Origin of the sequence: Mucilaginibacter gotjawali, assembly GCF_002355435.1 — a bacterium.
In the GTDB taxonomy this organism is placed as follows: domain Bacteria; phylum Bacteroidota; class Bacteroidia; order Sphingobacteriales; family Sphingobacteriaceae; genus Mucilaginibacter; species Mucilaginibacter gotjawali.
On sequence record NZ_AP017313.1, the window covers coordinates 964610 to 989090 of the forward strand.

The 24481-nt window shown below is 43.8% G+C and carries 27 protein-coding genes; 14 read left to right on the forward strand and 13 right to left on the reverse strand.

The genetic code is table 11. The features are described from left to right. Positions 1–62: 62 nt before the first annotated feature. Together tsaD and MgSA37_RS04350 are read left to right on the forward strand one after the other, a co-directional pair. Positions 63–1064: a tRNA (adenosine(37)-N6)-threonylcarbamoyltransferase complex transferase subunit TsaD gene (tsaD, locus tag MgSA37_RS04345; RefSeq protein ID WP_096350017.1), complete on the forward strand. Its 1002-nt coding sequence runs from the start codon at positions 63–65 to the stop codon at positions 1062–1064. Positions 1065–1177: 113 nt separating this feature from the next. Further along, complete coding sequence (locus tag MgSA37_RS04350) at positions 1178–1348, forward strand: hypothetical protein (protein ID WP_157750426.1); 171 nt, start codon at positions 1178–1180, stop codon at positions 1346–1348. An 88-nt stretch (positions 1349–1436) separates the two neighbouring features. On the opposite strand, the gene MgSA37_RS04355 is transcribed toward MgSA37_RS04350, so the two are convergent. Next, entirely contained in the window at positions 1437–3848 is a 2412-nt protein-coding gene (locus tag MgSA37_RS04355; RefSeq protein ID WP_096350019.1) for a M1 family metallopeptidase, read from the reverse strand. 193 nt (positions 3849–4041) lie between these two features. Then, the gene (locus tag MgSA37_RS04360; protein ID WP_096350020.1) at positions 4042–4620 is read right to left on the reverse strand and encodes a HupE/UreJ family protein; all 579 of its coding nucleotides are present in this window, start codon (positions 4618–4620) and stop codon (positions 4042–4044) included. Between the two features lie 107 nt (positions 4621–4727). On the opposite strand from MgSA37_RS04360, the gene MgSA37_RS04365 reads away from it, so the two are divergent. The 7 genes from MgSA37_RS04365 (at position 4728) to MgSA37_RS04395 (ending at position 10641) form a co-directional block, all read left to right on the forward strand. Then, on the forward strand, positions 4728–5210 hold the full coding sequence (locus tag MgSA37_RS04365) for a DUF6702 family protein (protein ID WP_157750428.1): 483 nt from the start codon (positions 4728–4730) through the stop codon (positions 5208–5210). 26 nt (positions 5211–5236) lie between these two features. Continuing rightward, positions 5237–5482, forward strand: a complete 246-nt coding sequence (locus MgSA37_RS04370; protein WP_096350022.1) for a hypothetical protein — start codon at positions 5237–5239, stop codon at positions 5480–5482. 284 nt (positions 5483–5766) lie between these two features. Beyond that, complete coding sequence (locus tag MgSA37_RS04375; RefSeq protein WP_096350023.1) at positions 5767–6486, forward strand: hypothetical protein; 720 nt, start codon at positions 5767–5769, stop codon at positions 6484–6486. 143 nt (positions 6487–6629) lie between these two features. Continuing rightward, the gene (locus MgSA37_RS04380; RefSeq protein ID WP_096357267.1) at positions 6630–7001 is read left to right on the forward strand and encodes a DUF1304 domain-containing protein; all 372 of its coding nucleotides are present in this window, start codon (positions 6630–6632) and stop codon (positions 6999–7001) included. A gap of 166 nt (positions 7002–7167) precedes the next feature. After that, the gene (locus MgSA37_RS04385; protein WP_096350024.1) at positions 7168–7560 is read left to right on the forward strand and encodes a hypothetical protein; all 393 of its coding nucleotides are present in this window, start codon (positions 7168–7170) and stop codon (positions 7558–7560) included. Positions 7561–7949: 389 nt separating this feature from the next. Further along, the gene (locus MgSA37_RS04390) at positions 7950–8495 is read left to right on the forward strand and encodes an OmpA family protein (RefSeq protein WP_096350025.1); all 546 of its coding nucleotides are present in this window, start codon (positions 7950–7952) and stop codon (positions 8493–8495) included. A gap of 277 nt (positions 8496–8772) precedes the next feature. Next, positions 8773–10641 carry a tetratricopeptide repeat-containing sensor histidine kinase gene (locus MgSA37_RS04395; RefSeq protein ID WP_096350026.1) on the forward strand — a complete coding sequence of 623 codons (1869 nt, stop codon included), beginning with the start codon at positions 8773–8775 and terminating at the stop codon, positions 10639–10641. On the opposite strand, the gene MgSA37_RS04400 is transcribed toward MgSA37_RS04395, so the two are convergent. Next, positions 10608–11672 carry an AI-2E family transporter gene (locus tag MgSA37_RS04400; RefSeq protein ID WP_096350027.1) on the reverse strand — a complete coding sequence of 355 codons (1065 nt, stop codon included), beginning with the start codon at positions 11670–11672 and terminating at the stop codon, positions 10608–10610. The two genes, MgSA37_RS04395 and MgSA37_RS04400, sit on opposite strands and share 34 nt — an antisense overlap. A 178-nt stretch (positions 11673–11850) precedes the next feature. Between MgSA37_RS04400 and MgSA37_RS04405 the strand changes: the two genes are divergently transcribed. Then, positions 11851–12462 (forward strand): hypothetical protein, encoded by a 612-nt coding sequence (locus tag MgSA37_RS04405; protein WP_096350028.1) that lies wholly within the window; start codon positions 11851–11853, stop codon positions 12460–12462. Between the two features lie 16 nt (positions 12463–12478). Here the strand turns inward: MgSA37_RS04405 and MgSA37_RS04410 are convergent, their stop codons facing one another. The 7 genes from MgSA37_RS04410 to MgSA37_RS04445 form a co-directional block, all read right to left on the reverse strand. Then, positions 12479–14512 (reverse strand): beta-L-arabinofuranosidase domain-containing protein, encoded by a 2034-nt coding sequence (locus MgSA37_RS04410; protein ID WP_096350029.1) that lies wholly within the window; start codon positions 14510–14512, stop codon positions 12479–12481. 369 nt (positions 14513–14881) lie between these two features. Next, positions 14882–15112: a hypothetical protein gene (locus tag MgSA37_RS04420; RefSeq protein ID WP_096350031.1), complete on the reverse strand. Its 231-nt coding sequence runs from the start codon at positions 15110–15112 to the stop codon at positions 14882–14884. Between the two features lie 19 nt (positions 15113–15131). Continuing rightward, complete coding sequence (locus MgSA37_RS04425; RefSeq protein ID WP_096350032.1) at positions 15132–15620, reverse strand: hypothetical protein; 489 nt, start codon at positions 15618–15620, stop codon at positions 15132–15134. Positions 15621–15698: 78 nt separating this feature from the next. Then, a complete protein-coding gene (locus MgSA37_RS04430; RefSeq protein ID WP_096350033.1) occupies positions 15699–15944 on the reverse strand; it encodes a hypothetical protein in 246 nt (81 codons plus the stop codon). Beyond that, positions 15941–16684, reverse strand: a complete 744-nt coding sequence (locus MgSA37_RS04435; protein WP_096350034.1) for a hypothetical protein — start codon at positions 16682–16684, stop codon at positions 15941–15943. The genes MgSA37_RS04430 and MgSA37_RS04435 overlap by 4 nt, the downstream gene beginning before the upstream one ends. Positions 16685–16872: 188 nt before the next feature. Further along, positions 16873–18027 (reverse strand): trans-sulfuration enzyme family protein, encoded by a 1155-nt coding sequence (locus MgSA37_RS04440; protein WP_096350035.1) that lies wholly within the window; start codon positions 18025–18027, stop codon positions 16873–16875. Between the two features lie 2 nt (positions 18028–18029). Continuing rightward, positions 18030–19364 (reverse strand): APC family permease, encoded by a 1335-nt coding sequence (locus MgSA37_RS04445; protein ID WP_096350036.1) that lies wholly within the window; start codon positions 19362–19364, stop codon positions 18030–18032. Positions 19365–19460: 96 nt separating this feature from the next. Here MgSA37_RS04445 and MgSA37_RS04450 point away from each other — a divergent pair, with 96 nt between their 5' ends. Next, a complete protein-coding gene (locus MgSA37_RS04450; RefSeq protein WP_157750430.1) occupies positions 19461–20102 on the forward strand; it encodes a hypothetical protein in 642 nt (213 codons plus the stop codon). A gap of 224 nt (positions 20103–20326) precedes the next feature. Then, complete coding sequence (locus MgSA37_RS04455; protein WP_096350038.1) at positions 20327–22222, forward strand: DNA topoisomerase IV subunit B; 1896 nt, start codon at positions 20327–20329, stop codon at positions 22220–22222. A 117-nt stretch (positions 22223–22339) separates the two neighbouring features. On the opposite strand, the gene MgSA37_RS04460 is transcribed toward MgSA37_RS04455, so the two are convergent. The 3 genes from MgSA37_RS04460 to MgSA37_RS04470 form a co-directional block, all read right to left on the reverse strand. Continuing rightward, positions 22340–22639 carry a HigA family addiction module antitoxin gene (locus MgSA37_RS04460; RefSeq protein WP_096350039.1) on the reverse strand — a complete coding sequence of 100 codons (300 nt, stop codon included), beginning with the start codon at positions 22637–22639 and terminating at the stop codon, positions 22340–22342. Positions 22640–22648: 9 nt separating this feature from the next. Beyond that, a complete protein-coding gene (locus MgSA37_RS29665) occupies positions 22649–22750 on the reverse strand; it encodes a type II toxin-antitoxin system RelE/ParE family toxin (protein WP_096350040.1) in 102 nt (33 codons plus the stop codon). A 147-nt stretch (positions 22751–22897) separates the two neighbouring features. Next, positions 22898–23212, reverse strand: coding sequence for a hypothetical protein (locus MgSA37_RS04470; protein WP_096350041.1), 315 nt, complete (start codon positions 23210–23212; stop codon positions 22898–22900). A gap of 95 nt (positions 23213–23307) precedes the next feature. Between MgSA37_RS04470 and MgSA37_RS04475 the strand changes: the two genes are divergently transcribed. Both MgSA37_RS04475 and MgSA37_RS04480 read left to right on the forward strand, forming a co-directional pair. Beyond that, positions 23308–23796, forward strand: coding sequence for a cytidine deaminase (locus tag MgSA37_RS04475; protein WP_096350042.1), 489 nt, complete (start codon positions 23308–23310; stop codon positions 23794–23796). Then, positions 23793–24455, forward strand: coding sequence for a GDSL-type esterase/lipase family protein (locus tag MgSA37_RS04480; RefSeq protein WP_096350043.1), 663 nt, complete (start codon positions 23793–23795; stop codon positions 24453–24455). The genes MgSA37_RS04475 and MgSA37_RS04480 overlap by 4 nt, the downstream gene beginning before the upstream one ends. Positions 24456–24481: the final 26 nt, after the last annotated feature.

Consider the following 24481-nt stretch of genomic DNA (forward strand, 5'->3'; position numbering starts at 1 on the left):
TTCAATAAAAACTCATTTATTCAACAATTTACTAATTCACTAACCCACTTAATTCAATAACAGTGTCTGTAATACTCGGGATCGAATCTTCATGTGATGAAACATCAGCCTCCGTTTGTGTTGATGGTGCAATATTAAGCAATGTAATTGCAAATCAAACCATACACGAAGCTTATGGTGGTGTTGTCCCCGAGCTTGCCTCGAGGGTTCATCAGCAAAATATTGTCCCTGCCGTACAGCAGGCATTAATTAACGCAAAAGTAAACAAAAATGATATTGATGCAGTAGCATTTACCCGCGGCCCGGGCCTTTTAGGCTCATTATTGGTGGGCGTATCCTTTGCAAAGGCTTTTGCGCTTGCCAAAAACATCCCGCTTATTGATATTAACCACATGCAGGCCCATGTGCTGGCGCATTTTATCGGAGATAATAAACCCTCATTCCCGTTTCTATGTTTAACGGTATCGGGCGGGCATACGCAAATTGTTTTGGTGAAAGATTATTTTGATATGGAAGTGATCGGCCAGACATTGGACGATGCTGCCGGCGAGGCCATGGATAAAACAAGCAAAATTTTGGGTTTGCCTTACCCGGGCGGCCCCTTGATTGATAAGTATGCCCGCCTGGGCAATGCTGACGCCTACAAATTCCCCGAGCCGCAGATCCCGGGGCTTAATTTTAGCTTCAGCGGCCTCAAAACATCAATCCTGTATTTTATCCGCGACCACGTTGCCGCTGATCCGGAATTTATTCAAAAAAATTTAAACGATATTTGCGCCTCAGTTGAAAAACGCATCGCTACTATTTTATTGAACAAACTAGCCAAAGCCGCAAAGGAATATGATATAAAAGATCTGGCGCTGGCAGGCGGGGTATCTGCCAATACAGGTTTAAGGCAGGGATTGCTTGAATTATGCGAAAAAAATAACTGGCGCAGCTTTATCCCCAAAATGGAATATTGTACCGACAATGCCGCGATGATAGCCATAGCAGGTTATTATAAATTTTTAAAAGGCGAATTTACAGGGCAGGGGGTTGCGCCGCTGGCGAGGTATCCGCTTTAGTTCATGGTTCGATAGTCCATAGACCATGGACCATGGATAATATAACTTAAGTATTAATACAAAATTTCTAAAATAACTATGGACTATGGACCATGGTCTATGGACTAAAAAAAATGAACATACCATCACTTATCTTTTACTCAGTTTTTGTAATACCGCTTGTTGTATTTTTAGTTTGGCTGATGCGCCAGGATAAACGCAAAGGTAAAGCAGGCCTCATAGTGCTCGCCTTTATCGTTATCGGGGGGATTGCCTATATGTACTGGAAAACCAAGGGGCAGTAAAGCGCTACATAAAAAACTCCCGAAGTTTTTAAAACTTCGGGAGTTTAATAATTTATCTGTAAATCTTTGCAATCTTGTAAATCGTGTCCTATTTACCGCTGCCCACCTGCATCGGGTTTACCCCGGTAGATTGCCCGCGGCCGCCTGCGGCAGCTTTTTGTTTAAACACCTGGAATTTTGACGGCTCGGGCAGTTTGCCCCAATAATTATTGCTTTCGTCAATATCGCAGGTTTCCCTGTAGGGGTCAACCTGTATCGAGGCTACTTCCTTATCCTGCACGTAAAATTTAGATACGTGCTTTTCATTCAGCCGCCATACCTGCGCAGGGATCCGGTCGACCAGCTTACTGCCATCCGTATAGGTAAACTGTACAATGATCGGCATTACCAGGCCTCCTTTATTGCTGAAGTTCAGCTCATAAAAAAACTTATTGGCATATTTAGCTTTATCAGCATCAGTAAACGGCTCGGGCGTGCGGTTGTCAGCCATGTTTTTAGCCTTCGTCATGTCCTTGAATTTCGAACTGTCTACCGCTGCAAGCCCGCGGTCATAGCGCCAGTAAAAGTCGCGAACGGTAGTGTCCTTGTCAACGTAAAACTGGATCGTCTTGTCCTCGCGGTTGCGGATCTTCGAGATATCTTCATAATTGTTCACAATCGGCGCCGCAACCTTATTGGCAGGGGCGGTGCCTGGCGCTCTGCCCTGGGCAAATGTTGCCGGAAGGTTGCCGTCAAGGTCGGCTTTGGCCACCTTTACCGAATCAAGCGAAATATCGCAAGGGTCGATACCATAGAACCATCCTCTCCAGAACCAGTCGAGGTTTTCGCCGCTGGCATCTTCCATCGTCCTGAAAAAATCGCCGGGGGTAGGGTGCTTAAACTCCCAGCGCCTTGCATATTCTTTAAAGGCAAAATCAAACAGCTTGCGGCCCATAATGGTTTCGCGCAAAATATTTAAGCCGGTTGCCGGTTTGGTATAAGCATTTGGCCCAAAGCGAACGATGTCCTCAGAATTGGTCATGATAGGCTCCAATTCGTTTTTCGGCAACTTCATATAGTCCACCTGGGTATAAGCAGCTCCTTTTTTGCTGGGGAATTTATTGTCCCAAAGCTCTTCGGTCAAATATTCAACAAATGAGTTAAGGCCTTCGTCCATCCAGCTCCATTGGCGCTCATCGCTGTTTACGATCATCGGGAAAAAGTTATGGCCCACTTCGTGGATAATTACACCGATCATCCCATTCTTGGTGCTTTCGCTATAGGTGCCATCGGGCTGGGTACGGCCATTGTTAAAGCAGATCATCGGGTATTCCATGCCGTTTGCTGCTTCAACGCTTTGTGCAACAGGGTAAGGGTAAGCAAAGGTGAAACTTGAATATGTTTTTACCGTATGTGCCACAAGGCGGGTTGAGTATTTACGATAAAGGCCATAAGCCTCTTTACCGTAAAAGCTCATACACAATACATTATTGCCTTCAACAGGCTGGCCCATGCCGTCCCAAATAAATTTACGGGACGATGCCCAGGCAAAATCGCGCACGTTATTGGCCTGGAATACCCAGGTTTTGGTAGCAGTGCTTGGGTTGGTTTCCCGTTTTTTAGCCTCATCAAGGGTAACAATCTCCACCGGTACTTTTGATGTTTTTGCCTGGTTGTAACGGGCTAATTGTGCCGGGGTTAACACCGCGGCATAGTTGATACATTCGCCGGTACCGCCAATTACATGGTCGGCCGGAACGGTCATTTGCACGTGGAAATTACCGAAGGTTAGCGCAAACTCGCCACGGCCGGTAAACTGGTGGTTTTGCCAGCCCTGGAAATCGCTGTAAACGCAAAGGCGGGGGTACCATTGCGTCATGGTGAATAAATAGTTGCCGTCGCCAGGGAAATATTCATAACCACCGCGACCGCCCATAGTCATCCTGTCGCTTATTTTATAGCTCCATTTTACATGGAAAACCATATGCTGGCCGGGTTTTAAGGAAGCAGGCAAATCAATCCTCATCATGGTTTTGTTGATGGTATAAGGTAGTGCTTTACCCAGTGCATCGGTAATGCTGGCAATTTTATCGCCATAACCATTGTCTTCTGTCGCAATTTCGGCCCTTTCAAGTGCGGTTGTGCTGGCCACCTTTGGCATAGTGGTACTGCTCTGGTAGTTGGCATTGTCAAAGTTGTTATGCTGGTTTTCATCCAGCTGCAGCCAGATATAATCCAGCGGGTCGGGCGAGTTGTTGTAATACGTTACTGTTTCCGAGCCCGTAAGTTTAAGGGCTTTCTCGTCCAGTGAGCATTTGATGTCGTAATCTGCGCGTTGCTGCCAGTATTTGGCGCCCGGTGCGCCGCTGGCGGTTCGCTGCTCATTTGGCGTAGGCAAAATAGTGCCCAGCTGCTCAAATTTATTCCCGTGGTTGCTGCCCGGATTATTCTGGATATCCTGGGCTTTTACCATGCCGGTAATAGCGAGTGCGAAACATAATGAAGAGTAAACTTTTTTCATGTTATTAATTATTTAGAGGTCAGTTTTGTTTTTTAGTCCGGAAAGTCGGAAAAGTCCGAAAGTCCGGAAGATGCATTGTTTTAGTCCGAAAGTCAGTAAAGACCGAAAGTCCGGAAGATGTATTGTTTTTTATCTGGGAAGTTGGCTCGTGCTATTTTTTGTCTTTCGGACTTTCCTGACTTTTCCGACTTCCTCAAAATGGAATTCTCTCCAGCGCCATTTTAACCGAAAGTGCAAACACGCCCGAAGACAGAAAAAACACCCAGTCCCGTTTTTTAATTTTTAAAATATTTAAGAACAATATACCGATGATCAGGATAATGGCCACGCAAAATATCTGCCCGGCTTCCAGCCCTATATTAAAACCAAAAAGGCCCCAGCCGATGGTTTGATCCTTTGCCAGCATGATCCGGATGGCGTTGGCGAAGCCCATGCCATGGATCAAACCAAAACACAAGGCAAGATAATAATTTATCCTTGCGCTTTTACCCTTGTTATCCACCTGGAATATATTATTCAGCGCAGTTATAAAAATAGTGCAGGGTATTAAAAACTCTGTCCATTTGCCGGGGAACCGGATAATATCATACACGCTTAACGCCAGCGTAAGTGAGTGCCCTATGGTAAAAGCAGTAACCAGTATCAATACACGCTTTATATCGCCAATAGTGTAAACGCAGGCCAGCGCCAGGATAAACAGCTGATGGTCAAGCGCATCTTTGCTGATGATATGTTCCCAGCCCATTTTAAAATAAAAACCAAAATCGGACATTGCGAACTCAGCGATTAAAGCACTAATTTAGGGCGTTTTTTTAATTATTAAAATTTCAATACACTATGGGGGGCTTTATTTTTAAACCGCTATTATATTGTTACATTTTGCTTGGCCAACTGGCACCGGTAAAGCCAGCGGCTAAATTGCCGCACCCCATCCATGTAAGCACCAGCAATATTGAGTACAATGTAAAGGACAACAGGTTCGAAGTGATCTGCACGGTTTTTACCGATGATTTTGAAGCTGCACTTGTTAAACAGTACCATGCTAAAACCGACCTGAACAAAACCGAAATGCATGCCGCCATGGATGCGCTGATTAAAGAATATATTGCTGCAAACCTAAAGCTGAGCGCTGATAATGCGCCGGTAAAATTAAACTACCTCGGTTTCGAGATCAATCGCGGTTCAACGGATATTTACCTTGAATCAGACAAATTGCCGCCGGTAAAAAAGGTAGATGTGGATGCCAGCCTGTTGTATAACCTTTTTGACGACCAGATCAACATTGTACACATTATAGTAAATGGAGTACGGAAAAGCGAAAAAGTAAATTACCCCGATAAAAGGGTGGAGCAGGTATTTTAAGGGGCGGTATATTTAAGTATCAGCAAATGAACCTTGCCAAAATCAATCTTATTGCCTATAAGGCCGTTTGCATCATCTGTTGTGCTGCATTCCTGTTCATTGGCCTTAAAATTCTCTCCGATAACCTGTACGTTAAGGGGATGGTGTCACTGATATGTGCTGCTATTTTTTCATTGATCATGTTTCAAAAGCCGGCGCTGCGTACCTGGTTACAGGTTATCGCGGTAATCATCACCGGCGTAATGATCATTGGAGAATTAGCGAGGATTTGAGTCAGCCAGGTACCGCTAATCTTCCTGTACACCCTGCTCTTAACTCCCGGATTAAAAGCCGTTGCACTTGCCGGTTTGACAGTCGTTGGTCTTTCAGCCGCTGAAGAAAACAGGCGGCAAGTGGCTGTTAATATTATTTTACAATCATTATCAATTATTTAAATCAATGGTTGTTAATAGGTAAAGTTTCTATAAAAGAAACTTTATTTATTTTATAAAACCTTTAGTTAATTTTTTTGTTACTTATTCATAAATTAGTTTAACCTCCATTTAAAAAACATTTTATGAAAAAGATATTATTAGCTGCAGCAGTGTGTATGGCTGGCTTAAGCAGCGTTAAAGCGCAAATAGCCAAGGGGAATTTATTTGTCGGTTCGGATATCGGCACGGCTACCTTCAATTCAGGTACTTTAACCTATGATTATTCCACAGGAAATATTCAAAAAACAGACCATAAAAAATTCGAGATCGGTGTTAGCCCTGCGCTCGGCGTGTTCGTTACTGATCATTTGGTTATTGGCGGTAATCTTAATGTTAACTACAGCCATATTAAAGATAATATTACCCTTACTGATGCGTCGGGAACGGGCACAGTGGCCACATCTAACAGTTCAACGTACGCCATCGGGCCTTTTTTAAGGTATTATTTTTTTAATACCACCCCGTCAAAAACCTTATTATACATACAAGGTGTTGCTTTGGTAGGTTCAGGTAGCGGCAGTACAAATGAATCGCACGTTTCACCGGGCGATAGTTATGTTAGCACTTCAAATGATAACAACATGTTCATATTCAGGGCAAACGGCAGTTTGGGTATTACTCATTTTATCGGAAAAAGTGTAGCACTGGATGTTGCGCTGGGATATTTGTACAATTATGAAAAATATACTACCAATTATAATATCCAGCCAACCAATGGAGCAGTTAACTCAGGCAGCGTAAAAACTACTGTGCCCGAAAACGGCGTTGCACTTTCTGCAGGGTTTCACTTCTTTTTGCCCTAACCGGAAATTTTAAAAACGTTCTTGGTCTTTATAGCTAAAAGTCCCTGCCCGTAGCATTTGCAAAGATCACCGGCAGGGATTTTTGTTTACTATTGGCTTTATCATTTATTAATTTCCTAATTTTAGGGCTTAACCTTTCAATTATGGAAATCCTGGTCAAAGCCTTAATTGCCCTTGTAGCGGTATTGCATCTTTATTTTTTATATCTCGAAATGTTTGCCTGGACAACCCGCGGGCCCAAAGTTTTTAAAACTATCCCGGCTGATCAGTTTGCTTCAACAAAAACAATGGCTGGTAACCAGGGTTTGTATAATGGCTTCCTGGCGGCAGGCCTTATCTGGAGCCTGCTGATCAAAAATCCCGGCTGGCAGCAAAATGTGAGCCTGTTCTTCCTGGCATGCGTGGCTATCGCCGGCATTTACGGTGCAATAACAGTAAGCCGGAGGATTTTTTTTATACAGGCGGCGCCCGCGCTGGCGGCAATAGTATTATCGCTGTATATCGGCGGGCGCTGATAAACCGGCGATACTACCTCCCCCGGGATCAGGCAGGTAAAAGTATTATTGTTACTGCTGTAACAAAATACAAAATCTAATGTTAACAGAATCAGGTTAGTTAACATAATGATAATATGGATTTTATGTTCCGTTAACGTAACTTCGCATCAATCCCAATAACAATATGAAAAATAATGATCATAAATCCGCGGTGAAAACCGCCAGGAAAGCCGCCGCTGCCGATATTGAACAAAGCGTGCTGAAAGCCCTTAAATCAGCTGCATCCAAGCTCAAACAGGAATCGGAATCTTTTGCAAAAACCATAGAAAAGGCTGCAAAAAAGCTGGCAAAAAAACTTTCCAAAGAAATAGAATTTGAAAAAGAGGTTTTATCGCTTGAAGTGTTGAAAAATGTTAAACCTGATGTAAAGGCCCCAAAGGCAAAAACAAAAAGTAAGCCATCTGCCGCACCTGCAAAACTTGAAACACCGGCCGTTGTAAAACCGGTTGAGACAATGCCTGCAGCCGATGAAAAAGCGGTGGCCGTTAAATCTTCAACAAAACCTGCAAAAAAATAGCATTTCAATGCTGGCGATGTTACCGGTTTTCCTTAGAAACCGGTAACATCGCTACTCTGTTATTTCGGCGGTGCAATAATGCATTGCAAAGGTCGCCGCCGGATTTGCCCGGTTCACCTCTTTCCTTCCGGTTGATTTACCTTCCTGGCATCATGAAATCGTTTCTCTCATTTATTTGGAACGGAAAAACCGCTCTTCACCCGGTGCGGTTTGAGGCCTATTTATAGGATTTTAAAGGCCGCAGCCCGCCATTTTTGAAAATTTCCCTCAGGTATTTGTACCACTTTTAACAATTGGTTCGTTTAAAGTGTAGTTTAGTTCTGTTGCATATTGTGCGGCGGGCTGCTATAAATGTTTAATAAATTCACAAAAAATTCGAAAAACCCACTATGAAATTTATCCGTTCAAGTTACGTTCCTATAGCTATTTTATGCGCACTAATTTCGTTACAGGCATGCAAGGCCAAAAAGGTGATCGCAAAAAAAACGGTGCAGCCGGCTGAAACTACAGCCCCTGCAGCAGCTCCGCCGGTTGAACAGCCAAAACAGCAGCCGGAAACCGAAACCAAACCGGTTGCCCCGGTGGAAAGAGAAAAGCCTGATTACAATTTTGGTAATATCCAGTTCGATTTTAATTCTGCAATATTAAAAACAGCTTCGTACCCGGTTTTGGATAAAGCAGCAGCAACAATGAAGATGAATCCAAACGCCAGGTTTACATTAAGCGGGTATGCTTCCGTTGAGGGCACTGAAGAATATAATAAAACCTTATCGGGCGACAGGGCAAATGCAGTAAAGGAGTACCTGGTTAATTCAGGGGTAAGTGCGGCAAATATAACCGCTGCAGGGTACGGAACCGCCAATCCCGTTGGTGATAACAGTACTGAAGCAGGCAGGGCTTTAAACCGCCGGGTTGAAATTCATAAGCAAAACTAACCGGCTCAAACTCCGGCTCCTATCCCTTTAGGGCAGCGGCAAAATTAAAGGCCAAAGTGTAAATATATTATGCTTTGGCCTTTGATGTTACCAGCAGGTTTTAACCCGCGTTAAACCGCGGGAGGAAGAAACATTATCAAACAAAAAATTTTGCATAAAATGCATCAATTTTAGTTGAATTCCGGTATAAGGATAAAACATATTAGCTGCAAATGCCTTGTAACTAAATGGATATTCCTCATATGACAATTTTGAACAATGAGTTGGCTTTTTTGATATGAAAAAACTTGTCGTGCTTTTTTCTTCAATGATGCTGCTGTCCGTGGTTTGCTACGGACAAATTGACGATATCAAAAATCTTCAAAAACAACTGCCCTTAATAAAAGATAGCCTCCGCTATGTAGACGCATTAAACAAACTGGCCCTGCTTTTTTATGAAAACAATGTGGACAGTACATTTGCCTACACACAACTTGCACGCAACATTGCCGAAAGGCTGCAATATGATAAGGGAAAGGCTGAATCAGCTAACAACCTAGGGATAGTTTATGATATGAAGGGCGACCTTGAACTGGCGCTTCGCTATTATAATGATGGCTATAACCGCTTTAAGTCTATTGGCGACACGGCCAACATGGTCCAGTCGATGATGAATATTGCCATGGTATACAATGAAAAGGGTGTGGATAAAAAAGCGGTGGGCAGCTTTAAAGATGCCCTTGAAGCGGGCAGGCGGCTCAGCCGCGATTCCATCATGTCATTGGTTTGGTATAACTATTTAATATTATATCCCGGCAATTTTCAAAAGGATTCGCTCACTGTCTATATCAACAAGGCAAAAAAAATCGGCGAGAAATATAAAGACAGGCGTGTTTTACTTGCTATTGAGCAATTGACGGCTGATAATTATATCAAAAACGGGCAGCGTGACAAAGGCCTGGCCCTATTGCAGCAAGCCGCTTATGATGCCATAAAAAACAAACTTTTTTATTTAAGCCTCGATATCCTGATTGACCTTGGCGACTTATTTGCGCAAACTGATTCGGCCCAGGCGGTAAGCTATTATAAACAAGCGTTGTACATTACCCAGCTAAAAGATTATAAAGTTTATACAGAATCAATCACCAAAAAATTATATAATTTTTACACCGCCCGCAAGGATACCTCAAAGGCTTTTTTTTACAGCCAGCAGCTGGTAATGTTGCATGAAGAGCGGGACAGGGTTGAAAATAAATCGGGAATTGATTTTATTGCGTACGCGCTTAAAGATCAGCAATTGGAGGCAGCCCAGGGGCAATCCAGGTACGAGTTAAGGTTTTTATTCCTTGCGGTGTTTATTTGCGCACTGATGATAGTTATCCTGGTGATCTTATGGCGCAACTGGAAGAAATTGCGAAAAACATCAGATGCCCTGCGCCTGCAGTTTGAACAGTCAGAATCCACTATGGAAGCGCTTGACGTAATGAATAAAAACTATTCAAGGTTGATAAAAATTGTTGCGCACGATCTTCGTAACCCAATCAGTGCGATTAGTACCATTAGCGGAATGCTTCACCCCGATGAAAATTTACCTGCAGATATGAAGGAGTTGATGGGCCTGGTACAGGTAAGCAGTAAAAATTGTTTAGACCTGATCAATGAACTGCTGGAAACAGATTTTGACCAAAGGCAAAAGATTAAAACTGAAACTATCAACCCCGATGAATTGCTTCAGCAGTGTGTTAGCCTGCTCAGTTTCAGGGCACAGGATAAAGGCCAGCAACTCACTTTAAACAGCAATGTGCAGGTTAAAATTAATGGCGATACCGAAAAGTTATGGCGGGTGATGAACAACCTGGTTGTAAATGCTATTAAATTCAGCCCGGAAGGCTCAGCGATACATATCGAAAGCAAACAAATTGAAGATAAATTGCTGATCAGCGTAAACGATGCCGGCCTGGGTATACCCGAAGACATCCGGAATAAGATCTTTGATCCGTTTACCTCGGCACGCAGGACTGGTACCCAGGGTGAACAACCTTTTGGCCTTGGCCTCTACATCAGCAAACAAATTATTGAGGACCACAATGGCCGTATCTGGTTTGAAAGCGTACCCGGCAAGGGAACAACTTTTTATGTGGAGCTGCCTGTTTCTGCGGCCGCCTGATCCATTTTCTTTACATACAATTCGTCTACCAAAATAACCAGCATGGCCAGCAGCGGCACGGCCAGGATAATTCCTAAAGCGCCCGACAAAGCACCCATAATTAACTGGCTGATCAACGTTAAAGCAGGTGGCAGGTTGATCATCTTTTTTTGGATCAGCGGGGTAACTATATTGGCCACAATGGTTTGTGATACGATATACAACAACGCCACGATAACAGCGGTGCCGCCACCAACGGTTAACCCAAGCAGTACCCCCGGCGCCATTGCGATCAGCGGCCCGAAGTTGGGGATGATTTCCAGTATTCCTGTTATCAATCCCAGTACCATGGATGCAGGTATGCCGACAATGGTTAAGCCAACAGCGATTAAAATGGTAATAAGCACCATGGATAACAGCATGCCCTTGAGCCAGCCTTTAAGAGCCAGGCTTATCCTGTCGAAGATCCGGTTGGCCACCGGCTTTTTATCCAGTGGGATCAGCACCAGCATCCCGTCTTTATAAAGCGAGGGGCTGGCGGTGAAAAATATACCAAGGAACAGAATGATATACAGGTCGCCCAATACGCCAAAGCTGGTGTTAAAAAAAGTTTGTACCGTATCATAAAGCTTTTTTGAGTTGTCGCCCGAAAAACTGTCAAGCACTTTTTGTCCCACCGGGGTTTCATTCAATTTAGCTTTTGCATTATTGATGGTGTGCGGCAGGCCGTTGCTTAACTGGGTTACCTGCGTTTGTATTTTTGCACCGATAAACCAAAATAAAAGCCCCACAATGATGATCGTTCCTGCTATGGAAATCATCATGGAAAAGGTGCGTTTCATCCCTGTGTTTCGCTGGATCATATCTCCAAGTCCGTGAAAATAAACCGCCATCAGCGATCCGGCCAGCGCCATCAGCAATACATTAAAAGCAACCCGGGCGATAAGGATAAATACTACCAGTAATGCTACTATGGCTACTGTTTGCCAGACCTTGTCAATATAGGATAACTCTTTTTTGGTAGTTCCGGAGGATTTATTGTCTGCTGGCATTTGATGGTATTTAGCGAAAGTACTTAAAGGTACTTGATATTCCTTATATTTTAATTGCGTTTAAATTATTGCGCATCGCCGACCGCAAAAACTATACCCCAGGCTTAAGTTTTTCAGTTACTTTCCACACCACAATAATTTTTAAGGATTTCAGTTTTAAGTACGTAAATCCATCGCGATGAAAAAGCCTTTCACCATTATTTCAATTATCATTGCCGTTTATTTTTTTGTTACCTCCTTCAATATAGGCAAGCCAGAAAATAACCGTGTTGCTGCCGGCCTGGCCATATTTAAAAGCCGTGTGCAGGAGTTTCAAAACAGCGATCTGGCTAAAACTGATCCCGATTTAATGGCGCTTTCCTACGCAGCTTCCAATAATAGCCTTTTGCTTTTTGATGCACGGGTGGATGATTTTTCAGCCACCAGGCTGGGCCGTATTAAGTTGAAAGATGATGAACTTTTTTATGCCTGTTCGGTAAATGACCTGGCGACTTTTAAAAACCGGCTGCAGGAATTCCAGAACGTCGGCCTTGACGGTCTGGACGTTTCGCGCGGTGCATTATACTATGCAGGGTCAAAATATGACCTGGTTACTTTTAAGGCCCGCCTGGCCGAGTTTGCGAAAGGCCCATACGCTCATGGTGATTTTGCTCGTTACAGCAACGATTACGCCCGCTCAGTAAATGACCCGGATACCTTTAAAGCAAGGCTGAAAGAATTTAAGGCGAGTTCACTAAACGATATAGCGGTGAGCATTGCAGCATCCTTATATGCCGCGTCCGGCAATTAGCCGCTATCTTCAACGCTTATTTCTTCACCACGGGGAAAGCAACGATCCGCACCTTTGTAAATCCATACGGAATCAAGGTAAAGTGGGATAAGGTATCACTCACAGCTCCCCTGTAGCCGCCGTCCCTGTCGGTTACGGGCTGATTGGCCACGCCATCGGTTAATTGCCAGTTGGGGATCAGCCTGCCCTCGGCCTTTATTTCAATCGGGGCATGTTGCAGGTTCCACACAAATTTCCCGCTTAATGGCTTTTCTGTAACTGTAAGGGTTTTGGCAGGGTCGCTCACAATTTGTTCAGACAGGCCATAATTCCAGTTACCGGTGGGGTAAACGCTAAAATAATCGCCTTCATGTTCATCATGTCCCTTTTCCCACCGTTCGCCAAGTTTGAGCGCGTAAACCAATGGCCCGCGTTCAACCGCCCTTGAGTTGCGCCCCCATTCAGATACGCTCACTTGCATAGGTAGTTTCAGGCCGATCTGATCGCCATTTTTCCAAATCCGGCTGATGTTAACCAGTTGCCCGCCTTTACCTGTTTTTGCTGCAACGCCATTGATGCTGATGGTAGCCGAGCTACACCAGGAGGGAATCCGGAACTGCCAGTCAAACTGCACCGGTTTTGGGGTTGATAAATTGAACCCGATCTCATCGCTGAAAGGATAATCCGTCACTTCAGCAACGCTGATGGCCGTATTACCAGCACCAACGGTGGTTTTAAGTTGATTAGGGCCGTAAACCAATGATGCCAGCCCGTTATGCTGCGTTTTAAACCACAGGTGCTGCGTATATTTCGTCCAGCCCTGGTGCATATTGGCCAGGCAGCAGGTATAACCGCTGCGCATCCCCAAAACATTGTTCATCTCGCGGCCAAAGGGCAGCGAGAAATCGAAAACGCCCCGGGCAATTTCCACCTGGTTAGCCACCTGGAAATATTGTTTATTATTATAATCGTCCGTTGTTTGGGTAGGCAAAGCATTAAAAGTGATCCGTTCCAGCGCATCCATATAGCGGGTATCGCCGGTAATGGCCATAGCTTCTTCCATCGAGTACATGGTTTCCACCACCGCGCAAAGTTCGGTTCCCTGCGTGGGCAGGTTGCCGTGCAGGTCCTCATCTGCGGAGAAGGCGCCCATCGGTAGGCCATTCAGCGTCATGATATCGCCAAAGCCGGTTTTCATGGCATTTAAATAGGCGGGGTTGCCGGTACGCTGGTAATTAAGCGCGGGAGCTTTTATGGCCATGCCTACATTAACGCCATGGCGGTGCATCCAGTCTTTGTCATCCTGGTGCGCGGCGGCGTTGATGGCCCAATTACGGCCGGCAAACCATTCGCTCCATGCAAAACATTGTTTATCCAGCAGGTCAGCTAAAGCCAGCAGGCTTTTGTCCGCCGTTTTTTGGTACAGCCATTGGGCCACTAAAATATTTTCGCTGCCACGACTTTCGGCCCAATCGCTCCATTTATTGATGGGGCAAATTTTAAGCGCCCGCAATTCATAATGAAAATACGCCGTCATAAATTTAATCACCCTTGGGTCGTTCGTTGCCGTATAATATTGCTGCATGGCTTTTAGCATCACCATTTTAGGCCACCAGTCTTCGCCTTTCTGGCAATTGGCAAGGTTAATAACCGCGCCGCTGTCGCGCTCTGCTTTCGTAATGGGCCCAAAATAACCGGATGGACGCTGGTGATCGATGGTCCAGTTAATATATTTTAAAACTTTGGCTTTTAAGGTGGCATCATCAAGCTGCCAGGCAAGGGGTACGGCGCCATCCAGCCAGTAAGGGGTTTCTTCCCAGCCATCGCCTTTACCGCCCAGCCAGCCGTTATCGTTTTTTAGTTTCGCATACACTTCGTCAAGGTGGCCTGTGGTGCCATCACGCATGATCTCCAGTTGGTCATTCAGCCAGCCACGCGGGCGGATAGCGCCCAGGGGAATTTCGAAATAGAGCGGCTTTGTAAAATGATTAGATACAATACTTTTAGGGGGGCGGATGAAAGACGTTAATCCCATCAATATAATAATACCCAAAGATGTTTTTTTAAGCATTGATAATGTCGGTTTTAAATTATTAAGTCGCCCAGGCATATAGCATGTATTCCATCCGCCAAATGCCATTTCTTTTTATGTAAACATACAAGCCTCCGCCCCCGCATAAGCTGCCGCAGTCATAATCCTTATAGAAAATGCAAACAGTGCTATTTCGAAGGAATATCGGTTTACTAAAGCTACAAATTTGCCCTCCATAATGTTTGTTTATGTATTGCCAGGCGGAAAATTGATTTGAATCTGCAAATAATTTTCTGATGGTATCGATCTTTACAAATTTCGCGCCTGTTAACAGGCCAGGTTGCCATGTAAAAGATTGTAAGGTAGAAAGTTGCTCATTTATATATAATTTCTCCGCCCTTGTAAAGCTCAATTTTCCTGGTTTTTTTTGTTTTTGCCTAAGTATAAGTAATTGTTCTCGGATAAGCTATCTATCGCCTTTTTAATATTTTTAAGGGTAGCCCCGCCCAATGAATCGGTATAGGTTATCCCCTTGTCGTGAATTACAGATCTTATAAACTTTATTGATGCAGGGTCATTTTGGGCGTTTACAATGTGAACTGACAATAATAAAACAGTAAGCAAAATAAAATACTTCATATTTTTTATTTAAATAGAGCTACTCCTGCAACTCAACCGAAGTTATATAATAGGTATGAGCGCCGCTGGTAATGGTGTCTTTAAAGGTGATTTGTAATTTACCATTTGCAGTGCTTACAACGCCCGGTACCTTTTGTGGGTTACCCGGGTAAGTCATGTAAATATTATTCCCTTTTTGGCGCCAGGTAGATGCCAGAGGCAATAACCCGGGAATGCCATAATTTTGTGCGCCATCAGCTTTTATATGAGTAGGCGTGATAAAACAGGTGTCGATTCCCGAATAATTCTGGCTCGAGGTAGAATCAGCATAAAAAGTTAAAGTATTATACCCCATACATGGGTATTGGGTAACCGTTGCGTTTACGCCAATGCCAAAATTGGTTTGGTATGAGTATAAGGTCCAGTTGCCTATAACGCTATAAGTAACCGACTTGACAGTCTTTTTCTCCTTTTTACAGGTAATCAGGAAAAGCGAAACCAGCAGGCAGGGTAATAATGTCTTTATCATGGCTTTAATTGGTTTAACAGGCCACAATTTAAGTATTATTTATTTAGAAATGTAAGACGGTGTTTTTATTTAACAGGGCTACTTTTTGTATCCAATCACCTTTAAAAATATGATGCTTCTGTGCGGTATGCCCAGTGTTTTACCCGGGGTAACGTTAAGATAAAGTTTAAGGTACCCGTCTGTTATCCCCTTCATGGCCTCGGTCATAGGTTTTACAAATTCCGGCATCATGAACGTAATTGATTTGCGGAAGGCAATGATGCCTTTTTCATCAACAAATGCGGTGTACTCATACGAGAAATCATCATATGCATGATGGATCACAATATCATAAGTTGGCGAAAGATAGGTATCGTATGATTTGCCGCCATCAACTTCGTCGGGTACTGCCTCTTTTTTACTGTTACATACTTACTTTTAGAGACCAGCACAGCAGGTTGCGTACAGGCAAAAGCGCTGTCGGGAATTTTTCCGGCAAGCATTGTTTTGTCTTTAATATAGAGGGTGTCTTTACGGCTCGGCCTCCACAATTTCAGCGTATCCGAATGCAGTACATTTTTGATATAATCGTTGGTATAAAAGGTCATAAAAACGTGCACCTTTTCATCGTCTATAATATTATCGTGCACATGCAGTACCATAAATTGTATGCTGTCTTTTTTGATATAGGTAAGTTTTAGCCAGGCCCAGGCCACGTTAAAAATCGAATCATGGTCAAACATGACCGGCGCATTGAGAAAGCGATTTTTTTTAGGACTGAAGATGGTAACCGAGTCGACAGATGGAAAAGTGATCCGCCATTCAGGCACCAGTTGAAATCCAACAGGACTAAAAGAGAGCCCGTTATCAAAACGCCGTTTAACTTCTGTAAATGGAATTCCCTGAATGGTTTTGAGCAAATTTTTAGTGCGGTTTGCTGCAGCGGCCTTTATGGCTTTTTCATTTTCCCTGTCCGATTCCATTTTTCTGAACTTGCTATTGCACCGGGCGGCAAACATCAAAATAAACGTAAATAGCAGGACTAAACTTGTGGTGATATAGCGCGTAGCAGATGTTTTATGCATGTGTTATGGGCAGAGCGTTATTAAAAACGCTAAAATAGTGTTTTTGTTTGATTAGGGGCGATGGTAAGCAGTTGATTGGGTTGATTAAGTGAGTGGTTGATTGGGCTAAATTATGGATAGAACCCGATCAGTTTGATTAAGTGATTGGTAATTGAGTTTTTGGGATATCAACCTAATCAACCAATCAACTACCCCAGCGCCTGCTCCAAATCACTGATCAGGTAATCCGCATCCTCTAAACCCACATACATGCGGATCAGTTGGTGGCGTGGGTTGTCGGGGCTATAATCTGCAAGGGAAATCCCTGCAATGGAGGGGATGATCAAACTTTCGTGGCCGCCCCAGGATACCGCCATCAGGATATGCCGCAGCCTGTCGCAAAAAGCTTCAATTTTTTGTACCGATGATTCTTTTAGCGTAAAACTAAACATGCCGCCGCAGCCCTGCATTTGCCGGTGTGCCAGCTCGCTTTGTTTAAACGTTGGGTTAAACGGCCAGATCACTTTATCAACCGCCGGATGTTTGGCCAGCCATGCTGTAACCACTTTCGCGGTTTCAAAACTGCGCTGCATCCTCAATGGTAAAGTGCGCAAACCGCGGATGAGCAGCCAGGCCGAATGCGGCGACAAAGTGGGCCCGATGTTCATGAATTCATGATCGAAGATCCGTTTGATCACCGCTTTGCTTCCGGTTAATACGCCGGCCACCACATCTGAATGCCCGCCGATATATTTGGTAGCCGATTGCGCCACCAGGTCAATACCCAGCCTTATGGGTTGCTGGTAAAGCGGGCCGCAATAGCTGTTATCAATCATGGTAAGGATGCCTTTTTCCCTGGCGATTTTGGCTATTGCCGCCAGGTCCTGCAATTCATAACTGAATGTGTTCGGGCTTTCCAGGTAGATCAGTTTAGTTTGTGGCGTGATGGCGTTTTTAATATTTTCTACGTCAGAACCATCAACAAAGGTGGTATGGATGCCAAACTTTGGTAAAAAGTTATTGAAGAGTTTGATCGTCCAGCTATAGGGGTTTTCAACGGATACCACATGATCGCCCTGTTTAAGCAGCGCCAGGATAGGTACGCTTACCGCCGCAATGCCGCTGCTGAATACCAGCGCATCTTCGGCGCCATCCAATGCCGCAAGTTTTTGCCTTAATATGGTTAAGGTGGGGTTTTGCCCGCGCGAATACAACAGGGCATCATACTCTTCGGCCAAAGCCTGCCTGAAATCACTTACCGTTTTAAAAGTAAAATTGCTGGTTTGGATAATGGGCGGCGAAACGGCGTTGAAATAGTTTTCGCGTTCTTCACCAAGTTCGTTCAGTATGTAGGAGATGTCCATGTTTATTCTGTTTGCGTTTTTTTATTCCAGGTGCAGGCGTAATAAATGACCAGGCCTAAAGCATATGCCGCCAGGCAAATGAGCGCGGCATACGGATTTTCCCTGAAAGTGATAAAAATATTTATGGTTACAAACCAATACGAAATAATAAAGATGACCGGCACCAGCGGAAACCATTTGATGGTATAAATGCCGGTACCATCCAGGTGTTTTGTTTTCTTCCGCAGCAGGAAGATAGCTACCGCCGCCATAGATAAGCCTATCGTATCAAAAAACATTACATACTTTAACATCTCGCTAAATTTGGCTACAAAGAAGAGAATGATGATAATAGCAGCGATAAAAAAACTCATCCCAAATTCCTGCACCTGTGTTTTTGGGTTTACTTTTTTAAATATCGGGGGTAAAATACCATCTTCGGCCATGGCGTAGTATACACGGGGATTGGCCAGCACGTTTACATTCACATAAGCCAGTACCGATAAAAAGATCATAATTGAAGTGATCTTATAGCCCGTCGCCCCAAATATCACCCCGATCATTTTAGCAGCTAAAGCAGGTGTTTTTTGCAACCCGCCAATGCCAAGGATGTGGAAGTAAGCATAATTAATAGACAGGTAAAGGATTATAACCGTTATTATGCCAAACGTAACCGCTTTGGGGATATTGGTTTTGGCGTTAATAATATCGCCGCCAAAGTTGATGGTTTGCTGGTAGCCACCGTAGGTGAAAAATACTGCCACAAGGCTCAGCCCGAAAGCAGTGATTAAACTACCGGAGTGGGGTACAATTGCTGTTTCTACAGGAACATAATTGCTTTTAAATACCGTAGTACAGATCAGCACGATCATACTCATTTTAAAAATGATCAGTACGCTTTGCGTGCGTGCGCTCATTTTAATGCCTAAAAAATTGATAACATATAATATGGCGACAGAGGTTATGGTGATGATCTTGGTGCCAAAGTCGTTTTGCATGTTGGCAGGTAATAAAAAAGGTTTAATATAATCGGCCCCAATAAGCGCCACCGCCGCAACTGATGCTGCATTACTGATCACCAGTACCCAATTGATCATAAAAGCGATGGCAGGGTGATAACAATAACTGAATACCTTGTAAAAACCGCCCGTCGCCGGGAACCTGGCGCCGATCTCGGCAAAGGTGAGTGCACCGCATAAACTTACCAGGCCACCAAATATCCAGGCGCCAAAAAAAATATAAACGTTTCCCGCTTTATTGGCTACATCGCTTGGGGTGGCAAAAATGCCCATACCAATTACTAAACTGATGACGATCATCGTCAGGTCAAAGCGGTTGAGTTTCGGTTTTATGCTCATTTATTTATGTAAATGTTAACTTTCTAAATTTATATTTTAATTTTGTTAAACTTGGTAATCCTGGTTAATTTGACTAATCTGCATATAAAGGCACTTATGGCAACTATTGTGGGGCAATTTAAGCAAATATTATTTACAGCAATATGCTTGCTTGTAGCTTCCCCGGTATTTGCCCAGCTAAGGCACAACCAGGCAACAATGATTAAAAAGCTGGTGCCAAATGAACAAAAAGCAAATTTTTACCATTTAGCCACGCAAACCAACGTTGTTTTTGATTGGCCAAAGGGCTTCGCAGAAGTGCAGGCGCCCGATGATGAGGATTTCTCATTTGATTTTGCGCTTGAATTACCCGGGCAGGACTTTGAGGTGTGGTACCGGCTAAAACCTGAAAAAGAAGATTGGGCAAGGTTTAAAGATAACCCGCAGGCTGCAAATCCCGATTCAATTTATAAAGCAGTTGGCAAAGCCACTGCAGCAAGCTTTTGCGGTGATGAGAAATATTTTGAGCGGAATATACCGCACAGCGTTTTGGCCAGGAATAATGCTGATGCCGGCAAATCGTACCTGTTAACTTTGCTGGATCTGCCGCAAACCAAGCATTATAAATACGCGCTGCTCATCGTCCTTCAAAAAAATCATACCGGCTCCATCGTTGCGGTTTGCTTCACCAACGAAAAAGGCCCCGAGTTTTTTAAAAATGTAAACAGGGCTACCAACAGCCTCCGGTTTAAGCCCTGAATGATAATGTTGAAAAGTTAATACACAGGATGGATAACTTCCGGGTGTAAGTGCTATTTTTGCCATGATGGGGATGTCATTGAGTCATTAGGTCATTAAGTCATTGACATGTTTGATAAGAATACCAGAATGAACGTCTTTCCGGAACGAAAGCCAGATCGACCGGAGTTTCCCGCTAACCAATGACCTAATGACGCAATGACCCAATGACTAATTAAAGAAACATGGCTTTACCTGCAGATTATAGTGATGACAGTATCCGGTCGCTCGACTGGAAAGAACATATCCGTTTACGCCCCGGGATGTACATTGGTAAACTGGGCGACGGTTCAGCTTACGACGATGGCGTTTATGTGTTGCTGAAAGAGATTATTGATAACTCCATTGATGAGTTTGTGATGGGCGCCGGCAGAACCATCGAGGTTACCATGAGCGATCATAAGGTAACCGTACGTGATTACGGCCGCGGTATTCCCCTGGGTAAGGTGATCGATTGCGTATCCAAAATCAACACCGGTGGTAAATACGACAGCAAGGCCTTCCAAAAATCAGTTGGTTTAAATGGGGTGGGTACCAAGGCAGTTAATGCGCTTTCCAACTCGTTTATCGTGCAATCTTATCGTGATGGGCGAACCAAAGTGGCTGAATTTGAGAAAGGTGAGCTGATAAGGGACGAACCTGAAAAGGAAACCACCCAACGCAATGGCACGGCCATCAATTTCTTCCCTGATGATACTATATTCAGGCATTACCGCTTTATCCCGGAGTTTGTGGAGAATATGATATGGAACTACGTGTTCCTTAACTCGGGCCTCACCATTAATTTTAACGGCACAAAATATTTTTCGGAGCGAGGATTGCATGATTTGCTTTCACGCAATACCGATGCTGATTCCATGCGCTATCCCATCATCCATTTAAAGGGTGAGGATATTGAAGTAGCCATGACCCACGGCCAGCAATACGGCGAGGAGTATTACTCCTTTGTGAACGGCCAACATACCACACAGGGTGGTACCCACCAGGCGGCCTTCCGCGAAGCGGTGGTAAAAACCATCCGCGAGTTTTATAAAAAGGAATTTGATGCTTCGGATGTGCGGGCTTCTATTGTTGCAGCGATAGCGATAAAAGTGCAGGAACCGGTTTTTGAATCGCAAACCAAAACAAAACTGGGTTCACAAAATATCGGGCAGGATGGGCCTTCCGTACGCGGCTTCATCAATGATTTTATGAAGAAGGAACTGGACAACTATCTTCATAAAAACCCCGCTGTTGCTGATGCGCTGCTGAAAAGGATCTTACAATCCGAACGGGAGCGAAAAGACATTGCCGGCATTAAAAAACTGGCCAATGAGCGTGCTAAGAAAGCTTCGCTGCATAACCGCAAGCTGCGCGATTGCAAAGTGCATTTTGACGATACCCACGAACGGAAACAGGATACCACCCTATTCATTACCGAAGGTGACTCGGCCAGCGGGTCTATCACCAAATCGCGTGATGTAATGTGCCAGGCAGTATTCAGTTTAAAAGGTAAGCCGCTGAACTGTTACGGGTTGACCAAAAAAGTGGTTTACGAGAACGAGGAATTTAACCTGCTGCAGCACGCGCTGAATATCGAGGATGGTTTGGATGATCTGCGCTATAATAATATTGTGATAGCTACTGATGCCGACGTGGACGGCATGCACATCAGGCTGCTGCTGATGACTTTCTTCCTGCAATTCTTCCCCGACCTGGTAAAGGCCGGGCATGTTTTTATTTTGCAAACACCGCTTTTCCGGGTCCGCAATAAAAAGGAAACCATTTATTGTTACAGCGACGAAGAACGACGCAATGCCATAGCCAAATTAGGCGTGAAGCCTGAGATCACCCGGTTTAAAGGTTTGGGTGAAATATCTCCGGATGAGTTCGGCTTATTTATAGGCAAGGATATCCGCCTTGATCCCGTGATCCTGAAAGATGCCAATATAAAAGGCTTGCTGGAATATTATATGGGTAAAAATACCCCTGCCCGCCAGGTGCATATCGTTGGCAACCTTAGGGTGGAAAAAGATGATGAAAGCATTAATCCGCTGGTAGCCGAAGTGGTGGAAAGTGTGGCTTTGCCTGTAGCGGTGTAGGATTAGATGGGCTGCACCCATCTTTGACATATTTCGCCCTTTCAGGGCTGAGAATCAATTTTTCTGACCCTGAAAGGGTCTAACATACCAACACAGGGCGAAGTTCTGTGTTGGATGCTATGCCGAATGCTTATAATCAAAAGGCTTTAAATTAAGCTCCCTGGTTTTTTCGGCTGCAAGCTGTAAATTAAATTTAGTTTGCATGTTAGCCCAAATATCGGCAGTTCCCCCAAATACTTTTGCAATCCTGAAAGACATTTCAGGAGTTATGTCTGATTTTTCATGAATAATTTTATTCAGACTCTGGCGGGAAATCCCCAGCATTTCCGCAGCATCCGTCACGCTTATTTCATTTGCATAAATAACCTCTTCACGTAAAATTTCGCCGGGATGTATGTTTCTCATTTGTCTTTTCATGGCGTTTATTTAATGATAATCAATGTAGTCAAGATCGTAAGCGTGTTCCCCAACAAAACGAAAAATGATCCGGTAGTTTTTGTTTACTTTGATGCTCCGGTAATCCTTCAAGTCATCTTATTTAAAAAACCCATCGGATTCAACATTATAATAAGCTATTCTTATTTTCCCGTCCTCATCTTTGATCATATCAATTTCTTCCTTCGAATCGTATTTAGTGCGATGTATTTTATAAAGGAATTTATATTCCGCGGAATTTTATGTCCCCTTAACTATTTTTGTCTGCCAATCTATCAGGCTGTCACTAACCATCTCTCCAAGCCTTTTTTGCGACCCGGTAAGGATAGTATTTAGTTTTTCTTTAGAAGCTGCTTCATAAAACTTTTTGCTGAACAATTTATAAACGGCAGCAGTATCGTTTTTCTTTGAATATTCGAAAAATTTATCGGCTACCTTTTCCGCATCTTTTTTATCGGCATCCCTATTGGTATAACTGCTGGTAAAATTGCATCCGTATAAAACAGCGAATAGTAAAATGGCAATTGGCAGGGATAAGCGTTTTAGGGATTTCATTTGAAAGTAATTAGTGTTTTAGATTATCAAAAATATGATAATGGATGCAAATAATCTGTATCTTGTATCCCCTTATTTTTTAAAGGGGCTGAAAAATGACTGACCACGAAATAAAAATAAATTTCAAAGCGTATAACTCTATTGATGATCTTGATAAACCTGCCCATGATCTTTGCCTTGAAGCGGTAAAGGCTTTGAAGAACTCACATTCACCCTATTCAAAATTCAGGGTGGGGGCCGCATTGCTTTTGCAGAGCGGTAAAATATTGCATGGCAGCAACCAGGAAAATGTGGCCTATCCATCAGGTTTGTGCGCCGAGCGGGTGGCGTTATTCAACTGGGGCGCCAATTATCCGGATGACCCTATCATTGCCATGGCGGTAACGGCCCATACCGATGAATTTGAAATTTTGCAGCCGGTAGCTTCCTGCGGCTCCTGCCTGCAGGTTTTGGCCGAATATGAAAAAAAACAAGGCAAGCCGATAGAAATTATACTATTTTGCGCCAAAGGCCCCGTATGGGTAATGAAAGGTGTTGAAACCTTCCTGCCGTTTTTATTTTTTGAGAAAAGATTGATATCATGAAAATCAAAGTTCTATTATTTCTTTTGCTGGCATTTGCCGCGGGCGGAAAAGTTCAGGCACAAACCGGTTTTCCGTTTGATAATGAGATTCGGGCATTTAAACACCAGGACAGTATCAGCTTCCCGGCAAAAAATGGCATTTTATTTATCGGTAGCTCTTCCATTCGCCTTTGGGACGACCTGGAAAAGCGTTTCCCAAAAGCGCCAGTCATCAAACGTGGCGTTGGCGGCTGCGAACTTTGGCAGTTGGTTGATTATTACACCCCCTATATCCTGTTCCCTTATCATCCCCGCAAAATATTTATCTATGCAGGCGAAAATGATATAGCCGGAGGCAAAAACGGCAAATTTGTATTTGATAAGTTTCAGCAGCTTTTTGAAATGATCAACAAAAAGTTGCCGGATGCAACGGTTTATTATATGTCGGTAAAAATGAGCCCGAGCCGGGCAAAATATTTTAAAGAAGTTGCGGTAGCAAATGATCTGATCAAAACCTACCTGGCCAATAAACCAAACAGCGTTTTCATTGATCTGAACACCATATTGCTTAAAACGGATACCTCTATGCCCGATTCCTCCCTTTTTCGTGCCGACTACCTGCACCTCAATAGCAAAGGATACGACCGCTGGCAGCAGGTGCTGGAGCCTTATGTTCAGTGATTAGCGATTGGAGATTAGAGATTAGT